This window comes from Streptomyces sp. NPDC058812 (genome assembly GCF_042744565.1).
GTDB lineage: Bacteria > Actinomycetota > Actinomycetes > Streptomycetales > Streptomycetaceae > Streptomyces > Streptomyces thinghirensis.
Map to the genome: position 1 here is coordinate 126623 of NZ_JBHYOB010000007.1, position 18420 is coordinate 145042.

The 18420-nt window shown below is 71.3% G+C and carries 12 protein-coding genes; 4 read left to right on the forward strand and 8 right to left on the reverse strand.

Annotated features, from left to right (window positions below; translation table 11 throughout):
• The 3 genes from ACFW48_RS16380 to ACFW48_RS16390 form a co-directional block, all read right to left on the reverse strand.
• Positions 1–246, reverse strand: a complete 246-nt coding sequence (locus ACFW48_RS16380; protein ID WP_386315165.1) for a hypothetical protein — start codon at positions 244–246, stop codon at positions 1–3.
• Positions 247–383: 137 nt separating this feature from the next.
• Positions 384–3038 carry a cellulose binding domain-containing protein gene (locus tag ACFW48_RS16385; protein ID WP_386315167.1) on the reverse strand — a complete coding sequence of 885 codons (2655 nt, stop codon included), beginning with the start codon at positions 3036–3038 and terminating at the stop codon, positions 384–386.
• A gap of 247 nt (positions 3039–3285) precedes the next feature.
• Positions 3286–6207, reverse strand: a complete 2922-nt coding sequence (locus tag ACFW48_RS16390) for a glycoside hydrolase family 48 protein (RefSeq protein WP_386315169.1) — start codon at positions 6205–6207, stop codon at positions 3286–3288.
• 510 nt (positions 6208–6717) lie between these two features.
• Here ACFW48_RS16390 and ACFW48_RS16395 point away from each other — a divergent pair.
• From ACFW48_RS16395 to ACFW48_RS16405, 3 genes are all read left to right on the forward strand, one after another.
• Positions 6718–8460 (forward strand): glycoside hydrolase family 6 protein, encoded by a 1743-nt coding sequence (locus ACFW48_RS16395; RefSeq protein ID WP_386315171.1) that lies wholly within the window; start codon positions 6718–6720, stop codon positions 8458–8460.
• 150 nt (positions 8461–8610) lie between these two features.
• Complete coding sequence (locus tag ACFW48_RS16400; protein ID WP_386315173.1) at positions 8611–9519, forward strand: class I SAM-dependent methyltransferase; 909 nt, start codon at positions 8611–8613, stop codon at positions 9517–9519.
• Positions 9520–9619: 100 nt separating this feature from the next.
• Positions 9620–10321 carry an SDR family oxidoreductase gene (locus ACFW48_RS16405; RefSeq protein WP_386315175.1) on the forward strand — a complete coding sequence of 234 codons (702 nt, stop codon included), beginning with the start codon at positions 9620–9622 and terminating at the stop codon, positions 10319–10321.
• Between the two features lie 55 nt (positions 10322–10376).
• On the opposite strand, the gene ACFW48_RS16410 is transcribed toward ACFW48_RS16405, so the two are convergent.
• From ACFW48_RS16410 to ACFW48_RS16420, 3 genes are all read right to left on the reverse strand, one after another.
• Entirely contained in the window at positions 10377–11213 is an 837-nt protein-coding gene (locus ACFW48_RS16410) for an aldo/keto reductase (protein WP_386315177.1), read from the reverse strand.
• 83 nt (positions 11214–11296) lie between these two features.
• A complete protein-coding gene (locus ACFW48_RS16415) occupies positions 11297–13123 on the reverse strand; it encodes an AMP-dependent synthetase/ligase (protein ID WP_386315179.1) in 1827 nt (608 codons plus the stop codon).
• A 252-nt stretch (positions 13124–13375) separates the two neighbouring features.
• Positions 13376–14257 carry a LysR substrate-binding domain-containing protein gene (locus tag ACFW48_RS16420; protein ID WP_386315181.1) on the reverse strand — a complete coding sequence of 294 codons (882 nt, stop codon included), beginning with the start codon at positions 14255–14257 and terminating at the stop codon, positions 13376–13378.
• A 141-nt stretch (positions 14258–14398) separates the two neighbouring features.
• On the opposite strand from ACFW48_RS16420, the gene ACFW48_RS16425 reads away from it, so the two are divergent.
• Positions 14399–15430, forward strand: coding sequence for a bile acid:sodium symporter family protein (locus ACFW48_RS16425; protein ID WP_386315183.1), 1032 nt, complete (start codon positions 14399–14401; stop codon positions 15428–15430).
• Positions 15431–15446: 16 nt separating this feature from the next.
• Here the strand turns inward: ACFW48_RS16425 and ACFW48_RS16430 are convergent, their stop codons facing one another.
• Positions 15447–17333 carry an exo-alpha-sialidase gene (locus ACFW48_RS16430; protein ID WP_386315185.1) on the reverse strand — a complete coding sequence of 629 codons (1887 nt, stop codon included), beginning with the start codon at positions 17331–17333 and terminating at the stop codon, positions 15447–15449.
• A gap of 218 nt (positions 17334–17551) precedes the next feature.
• On the reverse strand, positions 17552–18400 hold the full coding sequence (gene fdhD / locus ACFW48_RS16435) for a formate dehydrogenase accessory sulfurtransferase FdhD (RefSeq protein WP_386315187.1): 849 nt from the start codon (positions 18398–18400) through the stop codon (positions 17552–17554).
• Positions 18401–18420 lie beyond the last annotated feature (20 nt).

The window sequence follows — 18420 nt, forward strand, 5'->3', positions numbered from 1 at the left end:
TCAGGCGGCCTCGTCCACCGGCGGGGGCTTCCCGCCGGTGACCACCCTCCTGACCCACCCCTGCGTCAGCCGCGTCCGGGAGGCGAGCACCTCCACCGGTACGCCCCGCCGGTACGCGGCACGCAGGGCGGCGTCCCGCCAGTGCTGGAGTCTTCTCTTCGCGGCCTGTCCCGTGACCGTCCGGTGCAGCAGCACCGCCAGCGCGAGCAGCAACCGCCCTGCCGCGCCCTCCCACGTTCGCGCCATGCGGCGCCCCCTGTCCTCGCCACCACTCCCACTGACACAACGGTCGAAGAAGTGCAGCAGGGCCACAAGGGCGTGAAACGGGCGCACTGGTCACGGAGACGGGAGGACGCGCCGCCGGCACGCGCCCTCCCGGACGGTCATGCCTGCTCGCAGACCTGGTCCCCCAGCTTGAACGACGCCGGTTCCGCGTTCGCCCCGGACCAGCTCCCCGTGAAGCCGAAGCTCACCGACGCGCCCGGCGCCACGTTGGCGTTCCAGCCGGCGTTCTTCGCCGTCACCGTCGTGCCCGACTGGGTGTGGTCGGCGTTCCACAGCTGGGTCACCTTCTGGCCGTTCGTGAAGGGCCAGGTGAGGGACCAGCCGTTCCAGGGGGACGTGCCGGTGTTGGTGAGCCGGACGTCCGCCTGGAAGCCGCCGGACCACTGGTTCGTGACCGTGTACGCCACCGCGCAGGTGCCCGTGGGCGTCGGGTCCGGGCCCGGCCCGGGGTCGGTGCCGGCCGGGTCGCCGTAGATGACGCCCCGGCCGTTCGTCGCGACGTACACCCGCCCGTACACCCGCGGGTCGCCCGTGATGGCCGCACCCGTCCAGCCCCACTGGTGGGCGTCGTCGTTGACGCGGGTCCAGGTGGCGCCCTGGTCGGTCGAGCGGAAGATGCCGCGCACGCCGCCGATCTCCGCGCTGGTGTAGAGGGTCTGGTACGAGGCGTCCGGTGCCGCCTTGCCGAAGCCGATCGTGTCGGCCGCCTCGACGTTTTCGAGCTTGGTGAAGGTCGCGCCGCCGTCCGTCGAGTGCCACAGACCGTACGGGCCGTCCGCCGCGCCGCCGGCCAGCCAGATGTCGCCCTCCTCGCCCGGCAGTGCCTTGAAGCGGACGCTGTCACCGGCGGGCAGGCCGGTCGCCGCCGACGCGGTGAAGGTCGCGCCGCCGTCCGTGCTGACGTAGAACGTGCCGGACTTGAAGCCGTAGAAGGTCTTCGGGTCGACCCGGTCGGACTCGACGACCGCACCGGCCGGGATGCCGCTCGACGCCTGCCAGGACGTGCCGAAGCCCGTCGTGAAGTGCACGCCGGCGCCCTGCGGGCTCCATACGAAGCCGCTGCCGTCCGCGCCCGCCGCGACCGTGCCGCCGCCGCTCACCCCGGCCGGGTCCGTGCCGCCGAACCAGTTGGCGCCGTTGTCCGTGGAGAACGCGATATGGGGGCCCGCGTCGAGGTTGCCGACCCGGACGACCGTGTCCGGGTCGCTCTCCGCGAAGTCCAGGCTCGTGGTGGACGTGAAGTTCGGGGAGGTGAACATCATCGACGGCACCTCGGTCAGGCTCGTGTGCCGGAAGCCGCCGATGTCGCCCAGCGCGCTGAGCAGCGGGGCGCCCGACGGGGGAGCGGCCAGGTCGTTCACCGCAGTCTCCTCCAGGCCCCGCACCATGGGTTCGATGGTGAACCTGCCGCCGTCGTCGTCCCAGTTCGTGAGGTTATCCGTGCCGTAGATCGTGGCGCCCGTCCCGTACATCATCCGGTCCGAGTCGAACGGGTCGATCTCCAGCGCCTCCGTCATCCAGCCCAGCTTCGGTGTCTGCTCGGGCGGGGACGGGTTCGCGCCCCAGGTCAGCCACGGGGACGACGAGACGTCCATCGTGTAGCGGTTCTCGCGGGTGGGGTACGACGTGTAGTTCCACGCCTGTGTCCAGGTGCCGCCGCTGTCCGTGGAGCGGAAGATCTGCGTGTCCGGCCACCAGGAGCTGTACGCCGTCGCCATCACCGTGCCGGGGTTCTGCCGGTCGACGGTCAGGCCGCTGAAGCCGTAGTAGGTGTCCGCCTCCGCGACCGGGCTGATGTCCGTCCAGGTGCCGGTCGCCGTCGCGTACCGGTACAGCCGGCCCTTGCCGCCGTCGTACGGGCCGCCCGTGTCGCTGTACGCGAGGTAGAGGTAGCCGTTCTCCGCGTCCAGTACGCCCTTGTGGGCCAGGTAGCCGGTGGGCTGTCCGGCGACGCGCTGCCAGGTCGCGCCCGCGTCGGTCGAGCGGTAGACGGCGTTCTCCTTGTCGGCGACCCCGACGTAGACCGTCTTCGTGGGCGTCCCGGCGGTGCCCGTCGACTCGTCGAAGGTCACCCACACGACGCCCTGGTTGTCGGAGGCGTAGCCGCTCGTGTCGCTCGGGTCCTGCACGTAGTTCCCGGGGTTCGGGAAGGCCGTCACCTCGGCCCAGGTCGCGCCCGCGTCGGTCGACCGCCACAGGCCGTTCCCGCTGGGCGCGCCCAGGTACAGCACGTCGTTGTCGTGCGGGTCGACCGCCAGGCGCTCGCCCATGCCGCGGCCCGGCATGTTGCCGCCCAGCTTGAACGGCAGGTCGGCCTTCTCCCAGCTCGCACCCCGGTCGGCGGAGCGCAGCACCGCGCCGTTGCCCGGGTCCCAGTCGTTGGTGTACGTGCCGACCGCCGCGTACACCCGGTCCGGGTCGACGGCGTCGGAGGCGACGCTGACGACGCCCGTGTGGCCCCAGTCGTCCCAGCCGACGTGGTCCAGCAGCGGCGTCCAGGTCCGCGTCCCCTCCTGCCAGCGGTAGGCGCCGCCGATGTCGGTACGGGCGTAGGCCAGGTCCTTCTCGGAGCGGTTGAAGACGATGCCGGGGACGAAGCCGCCGCCGTCGATGCGGGCGTTCTTCCAGGAGTAGGTGTCGGCGGCGACGGCCGCCGCCTTCGGTGACTCGGCGGCCAGGGCGGCGGGCGGGCCGCCCGTGAGGAGTCCGGCCGCCAGGGCCAGCAGAGCTGTGAGGATCCTGGTTCTTCGCACGGTGGGGAACCGTCCTTCCGTCAGGAGCAGAACACATGCGAGGCCGGGCGACCCTCGGCGTGGACGAGGGCCGCCCGGCGGTGGTCCCGCCGTCCGGTGGCAGGACCGTGCACACGGAGCCGTCAAGCGCCACCGCGAAAGAAGGCGGTGCCCACCGCGCCCCGAAGGGGCGCGGGGAACTGCGCGACCAACCACGTACCGGCCCGCAGCCGAAGAACCGCCCAACTCGCGGAGCGCTCCGCGGGGGCTATTCGAGAAGCTCCGCGTACGAACCCATGGCGAGGGCGATGTCCGCCTGCGCCCAGAACCGGTGGTACGTGAACGTGGGCGCGGCGCCGCCCGCGAGATAGCTCTCGATCTTCGACCAGGCAGGGTCGTCCTGGTAGAAGGAGCGGATCGAGGAGAAGGTCGACGACGCGTCGATCGTGTCGCCGTTCGGCATGGTTCCGGTCCAGCCGCTGGGGACGTGCACCGGGTCGTCGAAGCGGTTGTAGTCGGCGCGGGTCTCCGGGACGGCGATGCCGAGCGCGGTCTGGTTGTTCTCCCACATGCCGTCCAGCAGCGCCTTCGCGGTCGCTGCCGCCTCCGTGTCGCCCGAGCGGTCGGCGTAGTACGTCAGGGTCTTGGCGTAGGCCGCCGCCACACCGACGTCGTTGGTGTAGTCCGCGACGGTGACGTGCAGGTCGCCGTTGTCACCGGGGGAGGCCGCGTTCCAGGTGTCCGGCTGCCCCGACCACTTCAGCGTCGAGGGCATCAGGAAGCTGCCGTCCGGGTTGACCGTCGTCTCCGACAGCGCCCAGTCGACCCACTTGTCCAGGACCTCCTTCGCGTCGGCGTCGCCGCTCTGCTGGTAGTACTCGGCGACCCGCTCCATGGACCACGCCTGGAAGCCGAACCACTGGTTGGACGGCGGGTCGTGGTAGACCGGCTTCTCGTCGTAGTACATGCCGTAGAAGGTCGGCGTGCCGGTCGGCGGGGTCGCGTACCGGCCCGCCCAGCTGTTGGTCGCGCCGCCCGCGATGGCACCCTCGTCGGACTGCAGCCAGCGGTAGAACTCCACCTGCCGGTCGAGGGACTTGGCCCAGTCCGACGCACCCGTCGCCGACTTCGGCTTCAGGTCGTCGTACGTGCTCAGCGCGTACGCGGCCAGCGGGTTCTGGTAGCCGCCGTGGGTGTGGCTGGAGCCGATGCGCCAGGCCCAGCCCGCCGAGGTGTCCACGGCGCCGCCCCAGGCGTAGTACCAGGACAGCAGATAGTGCGAGGAGTCCTTGCCGGTGCCGGCCGGACAGCTCGTCGGACCCACGCAGTCGCCGACCTTCTTGAAGTACTTGTCGAACATGGCGTAGCGCAGGTAGTCGCCCATCTTGGCGGCCTTGTCCAGGGTGCCGGCGATCTGGTCGCCCTTGCCCTGCTCCTCGGCCCACTTGTCCGCCCAGTACGCGGCCTGCACGGCCCGCGCGTCGGCGTCCGGCGCGTTGGTGAACTTCCACTGCTTCGCGTAGGAGGCGTCACCGGTGAACAGGTCCAGGTAGCCGTTGGGGCCGCCGTACTTGAAGGCGTCGCAGGTCGGCTGCGGCACCGTCTCCCACACCGACTCCTGCGCGCCGCGCTGGAAGGTGTTGATGTAGGAGGGGCCGGTGTCCGACGGGCCCGCCTCGCACTTGCCGGGCGAGTTGCCGTAGCCATAGGTGTTGTCGACGTCCTGGAGCCAGTGCATGCCGTAGACGTCGTCCGTGCCGTACGCCGACTTCAGCTCGGCGGCGATCGGGTCGGGGCCGACGGAGACCGTGCCGTCCAGGGGCGCCGGGTACTCGTTCGGTGTGTCCAGCTCGGGTGCGTAGGTCGCCGGTTTCGAGGCGTTGTAGGCCGAGTTGGTCGGCTGGTCGGCGTGCGTGGGGATCATGTACGTCTCCATGATCTCCCAGGCGTTGTTGAACCTCGCCCAGTCGCCGGTCACCTTGCCGTACATGGCCTGGAGCCACAGCAGGTAGCTGTACGCCTCGGAGGTGGTCTCGTGCCCGTGGTCCGGCGCCTCGACGATCAGCGTCTCCACCGAGTGGTACGGGATGCCCTCCGGCGAGAAGTAGCCGTTCGCCGGATCGGTGATCTTCCCGTACAGCTCCAGGAAGCGGGCGTCGTAGTCCTTCGCCGCGGCCAGCTGGGTCACGTTGACCGTGGCCTTGCCGTGGCCGGGGGCCGTCGACTCGAAGACCGCCGAGCCGGTGCCGGAGGCGTCGGCCGCGATGGTCACCTGCTGGGCGGTGTTCCAGTTCGACGGGGTGAAGGTGAGGCTCGCCCCGCCGGAGACGGTGAGGCCGGTGTTGCCGCTCGCGCGGGCCGTCGTCACCGCGACGTTCGCGGTCGGCTGCTTGGAGAGCTTGACCTCGTACGTCCCCGACTCACCCTGTTGAACGCCCAGTTGGGTGGGTGTGGCCACCACGGTCGGTCCCGAGGCGACCGTGATGCCGACCGGCGTGGAGTTCGCGGAGGCGCCCATGCTGTCGTACGCCTTGGCCACCAGCGAATGACTGCCCACAGTCAAGCCGGAGGCGGAGTACGAGTAGGGCGAGCTGGTGTCGGTGCCCAGCAGCCTGGTGTCGTCGTAGAACTCCACCTTGCTGATGGTGGCGCCGTCGGCCGCGGCCGCCGTGGCCGCCAGTGGGACCGCCTCGCCCTGCGAGTACACCGCGCCCGCCTCCGGGCTGGTCAGCACGGTGATCGGCGGCTGGTGCGCGCCGGCGCAGGCGGTGCCGTTGACCGCGAAGCTCGTCGGCGCGGCGTTGGTGCCGCTGTAGGTGAACTGCCCACCGGTGGAGACGGCGGCCCCGGCGGCGATCCGCGCGTTGTACGAGGCGTTCTTCACGGTGACGGTCCGGCCCGACTGGGACCAGGTGCCGTTCCAGCCGTTGGTCAGCTTCTGGTCGCCCGCGTAGTCGTACGTCAGCGTCCAGCCGTCGATGGCGTCGCTGCCGCGGTTGGTGAGCGTCAGCTCCGCGGTGAAGCCGGAGCCCCAGTCGTTGGTCCGGTAGTCCACGCTGCACTGAAGTGCCGCTGCCTGGGCGGGAGTCGACCCGGTGCCCAGCATCGTGAGGGGTAACGCGAGGGCCGCCAGCGCGGCCGTCCACAGCCGTCGCGCGGTGCGGCGTCTGCGTCTGAGTCGGGGTTGCATGGTGCTGGTTCCTCCTGCGGCTCGGGGAGGGTGGGGGAGGAGCAACAAGCCTTGAACCAGTGGGAGCGCTCCCATAGTGATGAAGGGGTGCAGAGCGGTCAAGATGTGTGGCGAGTCGAAAAGATTCGACAGGTGCCGTTGAGAGAAAGTCAGTGACTCCCCTGTTCTTCGCCGTCACTTGGCGCTACCTTCGCTGGCACCAGTGGGAGCGGTTCCATCAGTCGACGCGTTCGTCACGGCGCGCCCGAACTGCAAGGAGTCGCTCATGCGACACCCCCAGCTCCACCCTCCGCGTTCAGGACTTTTAGCCGCCGTCGCGGTCTGTCCGACGCGTCCTCGGCCGGCGTGCCGGCATGCACATCCCCCGGGCGGTTCCACCGTGCCCGCGGGCCGTTCCTGACCTCCGAACGCGACGGCACCCCCATGCCGTCAGGCAGTGGGCCGCGCCCGGCACGCGCGCGGCCCCGGACGACAGCACCCGCACCCCCACGAAAGAAGGAACCCGCACTCATGACCCGTAGCAGAACCGCGATGCTCGCCGCCCTGGCGTTGGTCGCCGGGGCCTCCGGCACGGCCTTCGCCGCCCAGTCCGCGAACGCCGGCGCGGCGGCCGTCCCCTGCACCGTCGACTACGAGGTACAGAACGACTGGGGCAGCGGCTTCACCGCCGCCGTGACCGTCACCAACAACGGTGCCGCCACTTCCGGCTGGTCGCTGGGGTGGACGTACGCCGGCAGCCAGAAGGTCACCAACAGCTGGAACGCGAAGGTCAGTCAGAGCGGTGCCGCCGTCACCGCGGCCAACGAGTCCTACAACGGGACCCTGTCCACGGGCGGCTCGGCGAGCTTCGGCTTCCAGGGCACCTACAGCGGCAGCAACGCGATCCCGGCCACCTTCACCCTCAACGGCGTGACCTGCAACGTCGACGACGGCGGCCCGACCGACCCGGGTCCGACCGACCCGGACCCGACCGACCCGCCGGACCCCGGTGGTCCCTCCGACCGGGTGGACAACCCCTATGACGGTGCCAAGGTCTACGTGAACCCGGAGTGGTCCGACAAGGCCGCCGCCGAGCCCGGCGGCGACCGGATCGCCGACCAGCCCACCGGCGTGTGGCTCGACCGGATCGCCGCCATCGAGGGCGTGAACGGCGGCATGGGGCTGCGCGACCACCTCGACGAGGCGTTGACGCAGAAGGGCTCCGGCGAACTCGCCGTCCAGCTCGTCATCTACAACCTGCCCGGCCGTGACTGCGCGGCCCTCGCCTCCAACGGCGAGCTGGGCCCGACGGAGATCGACAAGTACAAGACCGAGTACATCGACCCGATCGCCGCCATCCTCGCCGACCCGAAGTACGCGGATCTCCGGATCGTCACCACGGTGGAGATCGACTCGCTGCCCAACCTCGTCACCAACGTCTCCGGGCGGCCGACCGCCACGGAGAACTGCGATGTGATGAAGGCCAACGGCAACTACCAGAAGGGCGTCGGCTACGCCCTGAACAAGCTCGGCGACATCGGCAACGTCTACAACTACGTCGACGCCGGCCACCACGGCTGGCTCGGCTGGGACAGCAACTTCGGCCCCTCCGCCGACATGTTCAAGACCGCCGCCACCACCGAGGGGGCGACCGTCGGCGACGTGCACGGCTTCATCGTCAACACCGCCAACTACAGCGCCCTGAAGGAGGAGAACTTCAAGATCACGGACTCGGTGAACGGAACCTCCGTGCGCCAGTCCGACTGGGTCGACTGGAACCAGTACACCGACGAGCTGTCCTACGCCCAGGCCATGCGCGACAAGCTGGTCTCGATCGGCTTCGACCAGAACCTCGGCATGCTGATCGACACCTCCCGCAACGGCTGGGGCGGCGCCGACCGGCCCACCGGACCGGGCGCGACGACCGACGTGAACACGTACGTGGACGGTGGGCGCTACGACCGCCGTATCCACCTCGGCAACTGGTGCAACCAGTCCGGAGCCGGCCTCGGCGAGCGCCCGCAGGCCTCTCCCGCCGCCGGGATCGACGCGTACGTGTGGATGAAGCCCCCGGGCGAGTCCGACGGCGCGAGCGAGCCGATCGACAACGACGAGGGCAAGGGCTTCGACCGGATGTGCGACCCCACGTACGAGGGCAACCCGCGCAACGGCAACAACCCGTCGGGCGCCCTGGGCGACGCCCCGGTGTCCGGGCACTGGTTCTCCGCGCAGTTCCAGGAGCTGATGAAGAACGCCTACCCGCCGCTTTCGTGAGTGGGTTCCCGCGTAGGTGACGCCGTCGGGGTCCGGCCTTCGGGCCGGGCCCCGGTGGTGCCCAGTTTTTTGCGGTTACGGCAACAGAGTTTGCCCCGTCGCGGTGAGTCGTCGCACGCTGGTGGCATCGCGAACGGGAGGCTGACCATCATGGCGCACGACCACCACCACCAGCACAAGCACGACCACCCCGGACCCGAGCACGGCCACGACCACGCCGACGTCGACTGGGCCGACATGGCCCCGCTGCTGGAGGCGCAGGCGGAGCTGTACACGCCGCTGTACCGGCAGGCCATGACCTGGCTGGCGCGGGAGGTGACCGAGCCCGGCCTGATCGTCGACGTCGGCAGCGGCCCCGGCGTCGTCTCCTGCCTGTTCGCCGACACCTTCCCCGGCGCACGCGTCGTCGCCGCCGACGGTGCCGGACCGCTGCTGGACCGGGCCCGCGACCGTGCCGCCCGGCTCCGTGTCGGCGACCGCTTCTCCACCCTCGCCGGCGACCTGCCCGGCGCACTGGGCGAGCTGGACTACCCGGCCGACCTGATGTGGGCCAGCCAGAGCCTGCACCACCTCGGCGACCAGCGCGCGGCCCTCGCCGCGCTCGCCGGGCACCTAGCGCCCGGCGGCACGCTGGCGATCCTGGAGGGCGGACTGCCCGCGCGGTTCCTGCCCCGCGACATCGGCATCGGGCGTCCCGGGCTGCAGGCCAGGATGCACGCCGTGGAGGAGGACTCGTTCGCCGAGATGCGCGCGAGCCTGTCCGGCACCGTGGCCGAGACCGAGGACTGGCCCGCGATGCTGACCTCGGCGGGCCTGAAGCACACCGGCACCCGCAGCTTCCTGCTGGACCTGCCCGCGCCGCTCACGGACGAGGCCCGCGCGTACGTCACCACCTCCCTCTCCCGGCTGCGCGACCGGGTCGGGGACGGCCTCGACGCCGTCGACCGGGCCACGCTCGACCGGCTGCTCGACCCCGGGGACGAGGCGAGCGTGCACCGGCGCCAGGACGTGTTCGTGCTGCTGGCGCACACGGTCTACACGGCCCAGCGGCCTTCCTGAGCCCTCTTGACCCGGGCACTTGACTTCGAGAGTGCTCCAAGTGATGGACTCCCCACCGCCCGGAAGCGAACCGGGATCAGGCACAGACACAGGGGGGACCATGACCGACTCACCGGTCGCGCTCATCACCGGCGGCGGCAGCGGAATCGGAGCCGCCGTCGCCCGGAGGCTGCTGGACGCGGGACAGCGGGTGGCCGTCACCGGGCGCGGGGAGGCGAGGCTGCGCGCGTTCGGCGAGGAACTCGGTGACCCGAAGGGCCTGTTGACGATCGTGGGCAACGCGGCCGACCACGCGCAGGTGGCCTCCGCCGTCGAGACCACGCTGAAGGAGTTCGGCAGGCTCGACACGGTCGTCGCCAACGCCGGGTCCGCCACCCACGACTCGGTCGCCGAGGGCGATCCCGCGGGCTGGACCGAGATGGTGCTGACCAACGTGCTGGGCCCGGCCCTGCTGATCAGGGCGTCGATCGACGCCCTGAAGGAGACGCGCGGGCGGATCGTGCTGGTCGGCAGCGTCGCCGGCTTCGTGCCCACGCCGGGCAACATCTACGGGGCGACCAAGTGGGCGGTGACGGGGCTCGCCGAGAACGCCCGGCGCGAGGTCACCCAGTGGGGTGTCGGCGTGACGCTGGTCGCGCCCGGCCGGGTGGAGACCCCGTTCTGGGACGCCTACGGCAGCCTGCCGCCCGGTGAGCTGCTCACCGCCGACCAGATCGCCGACTCGGTGGTCTGGGCCATGACCCAGCCCGCCGGGGTCGACGTCAACACCGTGGTCGTGCGGCCGCTGGGGCAGCCCAACTGAGAGCCGCGAAGGGGCCCGGTCGCCGCGACCGGGCCCCTTCGCGCGAGACGACGTCTCATTCCCCGTTGAACTCCGCGGGGTCGAAGCCGAGGCGCCGGTCCTCGTTCAGCGCGCTGATCGCCGCGAGGTCCTCGGTGTCCAGGGTGAAGCCGAACACGTCGATGTTCTCCTTGATCCGGGACGGCGTCACGGACTTCGGGATCACCACGTTGCCGGTCTGGAGGTGCCAGCGCAGCACGACCTGGGCCGGGGTGCGGCCGTGCTTCTGGGCGATCGCGATGATCGCCGGGATCTCCAGGATGCCCTTGCCCGAGCCGAGCGGGGACCACGCCTCGGTGGCGATGCCCTGCTCCGCGTGGTACTCCCGGGCGGCGTGCTGCTGGAGGTGCGGGTGCAGCTCGATCTGGTTGACGGCCGGGATGACCGACGTCTCGCCGATCAGCCGCTCCAGGTGCTCCGGGTAGAAGTTGGAGACGCCGATGGCGCGGATCCGGCCGTCGGCGTGCAGCTTCTCGAACGCCTTGTACGTGTCGACGTACCGCTCCTTGGCCGGCATGGGCCAGTGGATCAGGTACAGGTCGACGTACTCCAGGCCCAGCTTCGCCAGCGACGTGTCGAAGGCGCGGAGGGTGGAGTCGTACCCCTGGTCCTTGTTCCAGAGCTTGGTGGTGACGAAGAGGTCCTCGCGGGCGATGCCGGAGGCGGCGATCGCCCTGCCGGTGCCCTCTTCATTGCCGTAGATCGCCGCTGTGTCGATGCTGCGGTACCCGGCCTCCAGCGCCTGGGCGACGGCCGTCTCGGCCTCGTCGTCCGGCACCTGCCAGACGCCGAAGCCCAGCTGGGGCATCTCGACGCCGTTGTTCAGGATGATCGGGGGGACCTTGCTGCTCACGAGCTCTTGATCCTTCGGTTGTGGTCAGGTGGTACTCATATCGTCAACGATCACGGCCGCCGACGCATTCCTGACCGGCGAACTCACGCCGTGTACAGCGCCTCGACCTCGCCGTCGTAGGCCTTCTCGATGGCCTTGCGCTTCAGTTTCAGCGAGGGCGTCAGCAGCCCGTGCTCCTCGGTGAACGGCTGGGCGAGGATGCGGAACGTGCGGATCGACTCGGCCTGCGACACCAGCGTGTTGGCGGCGACGACCGCGCGCCGCACCTCCGTCTCCAGGTCCGCGTCGTGCACCAGCTCGGCCGGGGGCAGCTGCGGCTTGTTGCGCATCGTCAGCCAGTGCTCGACCGCCTCCTGGTCGAGGGTGATGAGCGCGGCGACGTAGGGCCGGTCGTTGCCGACGACGATGCACTGGTTGACCAGCGGATGGTCGCGCACCCGCTCCTCCAGGAGGCCGGGGGAGACGCTCTTGCCGCCGGAGGTCACCAGGATCTCCTTCTTGCGGCCGGTGATGGTGAGGTAGCCGTCCTCGTCCAGGGCGCCCAGGTCGCCGGTGGCCAGCCAGCCGTCCCGGAGGGTCTCGTCGGTGGCCTTGGGATTGTTCAGGTAGCCCTGGAAGACGTTGTCGCCGTTCAGCCAGATCTCGCCGTCGTCCGCGATGTGCACGGTGACACCGGGGACGGGCACCCCGACGGTGCCGAAGCGGGTGCGTTCGGGCGGGTTGGCGGTGGCGGCCGCCGTGGACTCGGTCAGGCCGTAGCCCTCGTAGATCTGCACGCCCGCGCCCGCGAAGAACAGTCCCAGTCGCCGGTCCATCGCCGAGCCGCCCGACATGGCGTTGCGGATGCGTCCGCCCATCGCGGCCCGCACCTTGGTGTAGACGAGCTTGTCGAAGAGCTGGTGCTGCATGCGCAGCCCCGCCGACGGGCCGGGGCCGATGCCCCAGGCCTTCGCCTCCACCGCCTCCGCGTACTTCACGGCCACGTCGACGGCCTTCTCGAAGGGACCGGCCCTTCCCTCCTTCTCGGCCTTGCGCCGGGCCGCGTTGAACACCTTCTCGAAGATGTACGGCACGGCCAGGATGAAGGTCGGTCTGAAGGCCGCCAGGTCGGGCAGCAGGGCGGCGGCGTTCAGCTGCGGCTGGTGGCCGAAGCGGACCCGGCCGCGGATCGCCGCGACCTCCACCATCCGGCCGAAGACGTGGGCGAGCGGCAGGAAGAGCAGGGTGGCCGCCTCGTCGCCCTTCTTGGAGTGGAACACCGGCTCCCAGCGCTCGATGACGGTGTCCGCCTCGTACATGAAGTTGCCGTGCGAGATGACGCAGCCCTTGGGGCGGCCGGTGGTGCCCGAGGTGTAGATGACGGTGGCGGGCGTGTCGGGCGTGACCGCCTGCCGGTGCCGGTGCACCACCTCGTCGTCCAGGTGGGCGCCCGCGTCGTACAGCTCCTGGACGGCACCGGAGTCGAGCTGCCACAGACCGCGCAGGCGCGGCAGCCGGTCGATGACGGTGGCGATCGTCATCGCGTGGTCCTCGTGCTCGACGACCGCGGCCGTCACCTCGGCGTCGTACAGCGTCCACATGCACTGCTCGGCCGACGAGGTCGGGTAGATGGGCACCACCTGGGCACCGATCGTCCACAGGGCGAAGTCGAAGAGTGTCCACTCGTAGCGGGTGCGGGACATGATGGCGACCCGGTCGCCGAAGCGGATGCCCTGGGCGAGCAGCCCCTTGGCGAGGGCCAGTACCTCGTCGCGGAACGCGCCGGCGGTCACGTCCCGCCACCGCCCGGCGTCGTCCTTGCGGCCGAGCGCGATGTGCCGCGGATCCTCCTGGGCATGCCGGAAGACGACGTCGGCCAGACCGCCCACCGGTGGTGCCGACGTCGACGGAGGACTGGTGAACTCGCGCAAACCCCGCTCCCCGCTTCTGGTGACGCCCCCGCACAGCGCGGTGAAAGCTACCCCACCCGGCGCGGGGACGGGAGGGGTGCCACAATCGAACAGAACTCATGTTCGCGCTGGTCAGCAAGGGAAAATGCGCTCACATGGGGAAGGGTCGGACACATTCCTGACCATTGAGTAAGTTTCGGTGCCGTAATCTCCACGGAATCTGTACGACCCGCTTACCGACGGTTCGGTGGGCGGCTCCGACGGCTGTCCGGGCTATCCGAGGCCCGCGGTCCGGGGCCGGTGCAGCCGGTCGCCGCCCGCCAGGATCGCCGACGCGAGGGCGTCGGCCGCGCCCCGCGCCGAGGGGTGGCGCCGGCCGTGCACCAGCACGAAGTCGACACGGCCCAGTTCCGGCAGTCCGGCCCGCTCCGGCACCCGTACCAGGCCGGGCGGGACGAGCCCGCGCGAGTGCGCCATCACGCCGAGGCCCGCGCGGGCCGCCGCGATCAGGCCGTTGAGGCTGCCGCTGGTGCACGCGACGCGCCACTCGCGGCCCTGCCGCTGCAGGGCCTCCAGCGCGAGCGCGCGCGTGATGCCCGGCGGCGGATAGACGATGAGCGGCACCGGACGGTCCGGGTCGACGCGCAGCCGCTCCGCGCCGATCCACACCAGCCGGTCGCGCCAGACCGGCTCGCCCCGCGGGTCCTCGGGCCGCCGCTTGGCCAGCATCAGGTCGAGCTTCCCGGCGGCCAGCTGCTCGTGCAGCGTGCCCGACAGCTCCACCGTCAGCTCCAGGTCGACCTCGGGGTGGTCGTGCCGGAAGCCCTCCAGGATCTCCGGCAGCCGGGTCAGCACGAAGTCCTCGGACGCCCCGAAGCGCAGCCGCCCGCGCAGCCGGGTGCCGGTGAAGAAGGCCGTCGCCTGCTCGTGCACCTCCAGGATCCGGCGCGCGAACCCGAGCATCGCCTCCCCGTCCTCCGTCAGCTCCACGGAGTGCGTGTCGCGGCTGAACAGCTGCCGGCCGGTGGCGTCCTCCAACCGCCGCACGTGCTGGCTCACGGTCGACTGGCGCAGCCCGAGCCGCCGGGCGGCCTGCGTGAAGCTCAGCGTCTGGGCCACCGACAGGAAGGTGCGCAGGTGGGAAGGGTCGTACACCCCTACAGCCTATCGCCGGACGTGATGACAGTCAGAGCGGTATACCGGATTCCCGATCGCGCGGTGAGAGAGCACGATGGAGCGGGGACCCGTGACCACGTCCCCGACCTCCGGACGACATGAACGAGCAAGTGGAGCGCCGTGAAACGCCTGCGATGGCCGCGTTGGCTGCCGATCGACCCGTACATCCTGCTGCTGCTCGGGACGGTGGGCCTCGCGGCGCTGCTGCCGGCCCGCGGCACGGGCGCGGATGTCGCCTCCGGTGCCTCCACCGCCGCGATCGCCTTCCTCTTCTTCCTCTACGGCGCCCGGCTCTCCACCCGTGAGGCGATGGACGGCCTGCGGCACTGGCGGCTCCATGCCACCGTGCTCGCCTGCACCTTCGTCGTCTTCCCGCTGCTCGGCCTCGCCTCCCGCGGACTCGTCCCGGTCTTCCTGACCGACCCCCTCTACCAGGGGCTGCTCTTCCTCACCCTGGTCCCGTCGACCATCCAGTCGTCGATCGCCTTCACCTCCATCGCCCGCGGCAACGTGCCCGCCGCGATCTGCGCGGGTTCCTTCTCCTCGCTGGTGGGCATCGTCGTCACGCCGCTGCTGGCCGCCGCCCTGCTGGGCAGCGGCGGGGGCGGGTTCTCCGCCGACTCGGTCGTCAAGATCGTGCTGCAACTGCTGGCGCCGTTCGTCGCCGGGCAGGTGCTGCGCCGTTGGATCGGGGGCTTCGTCGCCCGGCACAAGAAGGTCCTCGGGCTCGTCGACCGCGGCTCGATCCTCCTCGTCGTCTACACGGCGTTCAGCGAGGGCATGGTCCAGGGCGTCTGGCATCAGGTCAGCCCGGTCCGGCTGGCCGGTCTGCTGGCCGTGGAGGCCGTACTGCTCGCCGTGATGCTGCTGCTGACCTGGTACGGGGCGAAGGCGCTGCGCTTCGGCCGGGAGGACCGGATCGCGATCCAGTTCGCCGGGTCGAAGAAGTCCCTCGCCGCCGGGCTGCCGATGGCGAGCGTCCTGTTCGGCGCCCAGGCCTCACTGGCCGTGCTGCCGCTGATGCTGTTCCACCAGATGCAGCTGATGGTGTGCGCGGTCATCGCCAAGCGCCGGTCGCACGACCCGGAGGCGGTCGCCTCCGACGAGCCCGCGGCCCCGGCGCGCACCAGGACCGGCACGGGGAGCCGCTGAGCCGGCGAGGGCCCCCTCAGCCACCCGCCGCCACACCGTCCATCGGCAGGTGCAGCACGGTGTTCCCGATGGCCGACGGCGGGTTTCCGGCGGCGATCTCCTCGTCGGTCAGTGCCCGGTTCCAGACGTGCACCTCGTCGATGGCGCCGGTGAAGCGGGCCCGGCCGTCCACGCGCTCCCCGATGTGCACGCCGAACGGAGAGTTCCGGCTGACCGAGCCCGGCACGTCCGCCGCGCCGGCCGTCGTACCGTCGACGAACAGGGTGAGCCGGCCCCCGCCGCGCCGCAGCGCGAGGTGGTGCCAGCGGCCGTCGTTGTGCGCGTGGTCGGTGCGTACCCACGCCGAGCGGGGGGCCGCCCCGCCCTCGCGCGTGGTGATCAGCCCCTGGACGCGGCCGTTGCCGGGCTCGGCGCGCAGCCACACCTGGGGCTGTGTGGTGCCGACCCCGCCCATCCACAGCAGCGGCTGCTCCCCGTCGTCCGCCGAGTACCGGAACCACAGCGACGCCGTGAAGTCCCCGGACCCGAGCGGAAGCCGCTCGTCGTACGGCAGCCGTACGGCGTCGTCGGCGCCGTCGAAGGAGAGCGCGCCGCCCGCCGCGCCGCTCACCGCGCCGTCCGTCGTACCGGCGCCGCCGAGCACGGCCGCGGGCGCGGCACCCGCGGCGAGGTCGGGGGTGGTGGGATCGGCGGCCCGGCGCGGCTGGAGCCAGTCCTCGGTGAAGCGCGCGAAGCGGATCTCGTCGCGGGCGTCCACCGCCCCGGCCTCGTACAGCAGGCCCACCGTTTCGTCGCCCGCGGCCACCATGTCGGAGTAGCCGGACCAGTCCCGGGTGACGACCGTGCCGCGGTCCACGCTGTCCCAGGTCGCGCCGCCGTCGTAGGAGGAGCGGACCGTCATCGTCCGGCGGCGGTCGGGGTCGGCGGGGGCGGACAGCAGCATCCGGTCACCGAGGCGGAGTACGGCACCCTGCACCTGCGGGGTGTACAGGTCCGGGAGGGCCTGGAAGGGCGCGGCGAAACTGTCGCCGCCGTCGCGGCTGACGGCCACAGTGCGGTGGCCGAGGTCGGTGCCGTTCTCCTCCCGACCGCTGACCAGGAGCGAACCGTCGGCGCGTTCGGTGAGCGTGACCTCGGACGGCTTCTGCCGGAACGTGCCGTCGGCGGCGACGGGCCAGGTGTCGGTGGCCCCGACCTTCCAGTGCTCGCCGCCGTCGTCGCTGACCGCGAGCGCCGCGTGGTTGGCGGTGACCCTCTCGCCGTCCCAGGTCTCGGCGTTGACGCCGACCACGAGCCGCCCGGGGTGGCTGCCGCCGGTGAGCTGGATGCCGTGCACGGGGCCGGTCGCGTACCAGGAGTTCCAGCCGGGCGGCAGGATGTCGGCGCTCAGGTCGCGGGGCGCGGACCAGGTGCGGCCGTCGTCGTCGCTGTACTGGAGGTGGGGAGTGCGGGCACAGGGCACCGCGCAGCCGGCGGCGTCCGTACGGCCGGCGTTGTACGTCTCGACCAGCAGGATCCGGCCGGTGGTGCGGTCCACGACCGGGGCGGGGTTGCCGTGGGTGTCGCCGCCGCCGTCGTTGACGACCTGGAGCGGTCCCCAGGTGCGTCCGCCGTCGGTGGAGCGCTTGACGACGATGTCGATGTCACCGGCGTCCCCGCAGTTGAGGACGCGGCCCTCGGCGAAGGCCAGCAGGGTGTCGTCCGTCGTCCGCACGATCGCCGGGATGCGGAAGCAGGCGTAACCGCCCGGGTCCTGGTCCGCCCTGAAGAGGACCCGCTGCTCGAACTCCGGCGCCCGGCTCCCGGATTCGGCGTGGGCGGGGAGCGAGGAGGCGGCCAGGGCGCAGAGGGCGGCGAGGGCGAGCAGGGGGGAGCGCGGAAGCGTGCGGGGAGGTGACGGCATGGAACGGTCTGCCCTTCAGGCGGCTGGTCGGGAGCCGGTCGTCAGGACATCAGTACATCAGGACGTTCCCCGCCCGATACGTCCCGTGTGATCCACGCGCGTGTCGCCCGAGGGCGCATCGGAGGACGCCGTGGGAAAGGGAATCGAGACGGGGCCCCTGCGGCGCAGGGGGCGCTCCCCGCCGGTCGGGGCCCCGCCGCCGTGTCGCGGAAACCGGGTCAGCCCTGGGCGGCCGCGGCCCGCAGGGCGACGCGGTCCTCACCCGCGTACACGTTCATGGAGCTGCCGCGCAGGAAGCCCACCAGTGTCAGCCCCGTCTCGGCGGCCAGGTCCACCGCGAGCGAGGACGGCGCCGACACCGCGGCGAGCACCGGGATGCCCGCCATCACGGCCTTCTGCGCCAGCTCGAAGGAGGCCCGGCCCGAGACCAGCAGGACCGACCGGGACAGCGGCAGGTCTCCGTTCTGGAGGGCGCGGCCGACCAGTTTGTCGACGGCGTTGTGCCGGCCCACGTCCTCCCGTACGTCCACCAGCTCGCCGTCCTCGGTGAACAGGGCCGCCGCGTGCAGGCCGCCGGTCCGGTCGAAGACCCGCTGGGCGGCGCGCAGCCGGTCGGGCAGGTCCGCCAGCAGTTCCGGGGTGACGCGGACCGGGGGAGTGTCGGCGATGGGCCAGCGGGCCGTCGTACGCACCGCGTCCAGGCTGGCCTTGCCGCACAGGCCGCAGGACGAGGTCGTGTAGACGTTCCGCTCCAGTGTGATGTCCGGGATCAGCACGTCCGGGGTGGTCCGCACGTCGACGACGTTGTACGTGTTGGCTCCGTCCGCCGTGGCGCCCGCACAGTAGACGATGTTCCGCAGGTCGCCCCGCTCGGCGAGCACCCCCTCGCTGACCAGGAACCCGGCCGCGAGCGCGAAGTCGTCGCCCGGAGTGCGCATCGTGATCGCGAGGGGCTTGCCGTTCAGCCGGATCTCCAGCGGTTCCTCGGCGACGAGCGTGTCTGGGCGGGTGGAGACCGCGCCGTCCCGTATGCGGATCACGTTGCGTCGTTCCGTGACTCGTCCCATTGTCCGTGCCCCTTGTGCCG

What these genes read in the sequence shown, in the direction of transcription:
- ACFW48_RS16380 (WP_386315165.1), bottom strand. Translation starts at nt 246, where the DNA reads ATGGCGCGAACGTGGGAGGGCGCGGCAGGGCGGTTGCTGCTCGCGCTG.
- ACFW48_RS16390 (WP_386315169.1), bottom strand. Translation starts at nt 6,207, where the DNA reads ATGCAACCCCGACTCAGACGCAGACGCCGCACCGCGCGACGGCTGTGG.
- ACFW48_RS16395 (WP_386315171.1), top strand. Translation starts at nt 6,718, where the DNA reads ATGACCCGTAGCAGAACCGCGATGCTCGCCGCCCTGGCGTTGGTCGCC.
- ACFW48_RS16400 (WP_386315173.1), top strand. Translation starts at nt 8,611, where the DNA reads ATGGCGCACGACCACCACCACCAGCACAAGCACGACCACCCCGGACCC.
- ACFW48_RS16405 (WP_386315175.1), top strand. Translation starts at nt 9,620, where the DNA reads ATGACCGACTCACCGGTCGCGCTCATCACCGGCGGCGGCAGCGGAATC.
- ACFW48_RS16430 (WP_386315185.1), bottom strand. Translation starts at nt 17,333, where the DNA reads ATGCCGTCACCTCCCCGCACGCTTCCGCGCTCCCCCCTGCTCGCCCTC.
- fdhD (WP_386315187.1), bottom strand. Translation starts at nt 18,400, where the DNA reads ATGGGACGAGTCACGGAACGACGCAACGTGATCCGCATACGGGACGGC.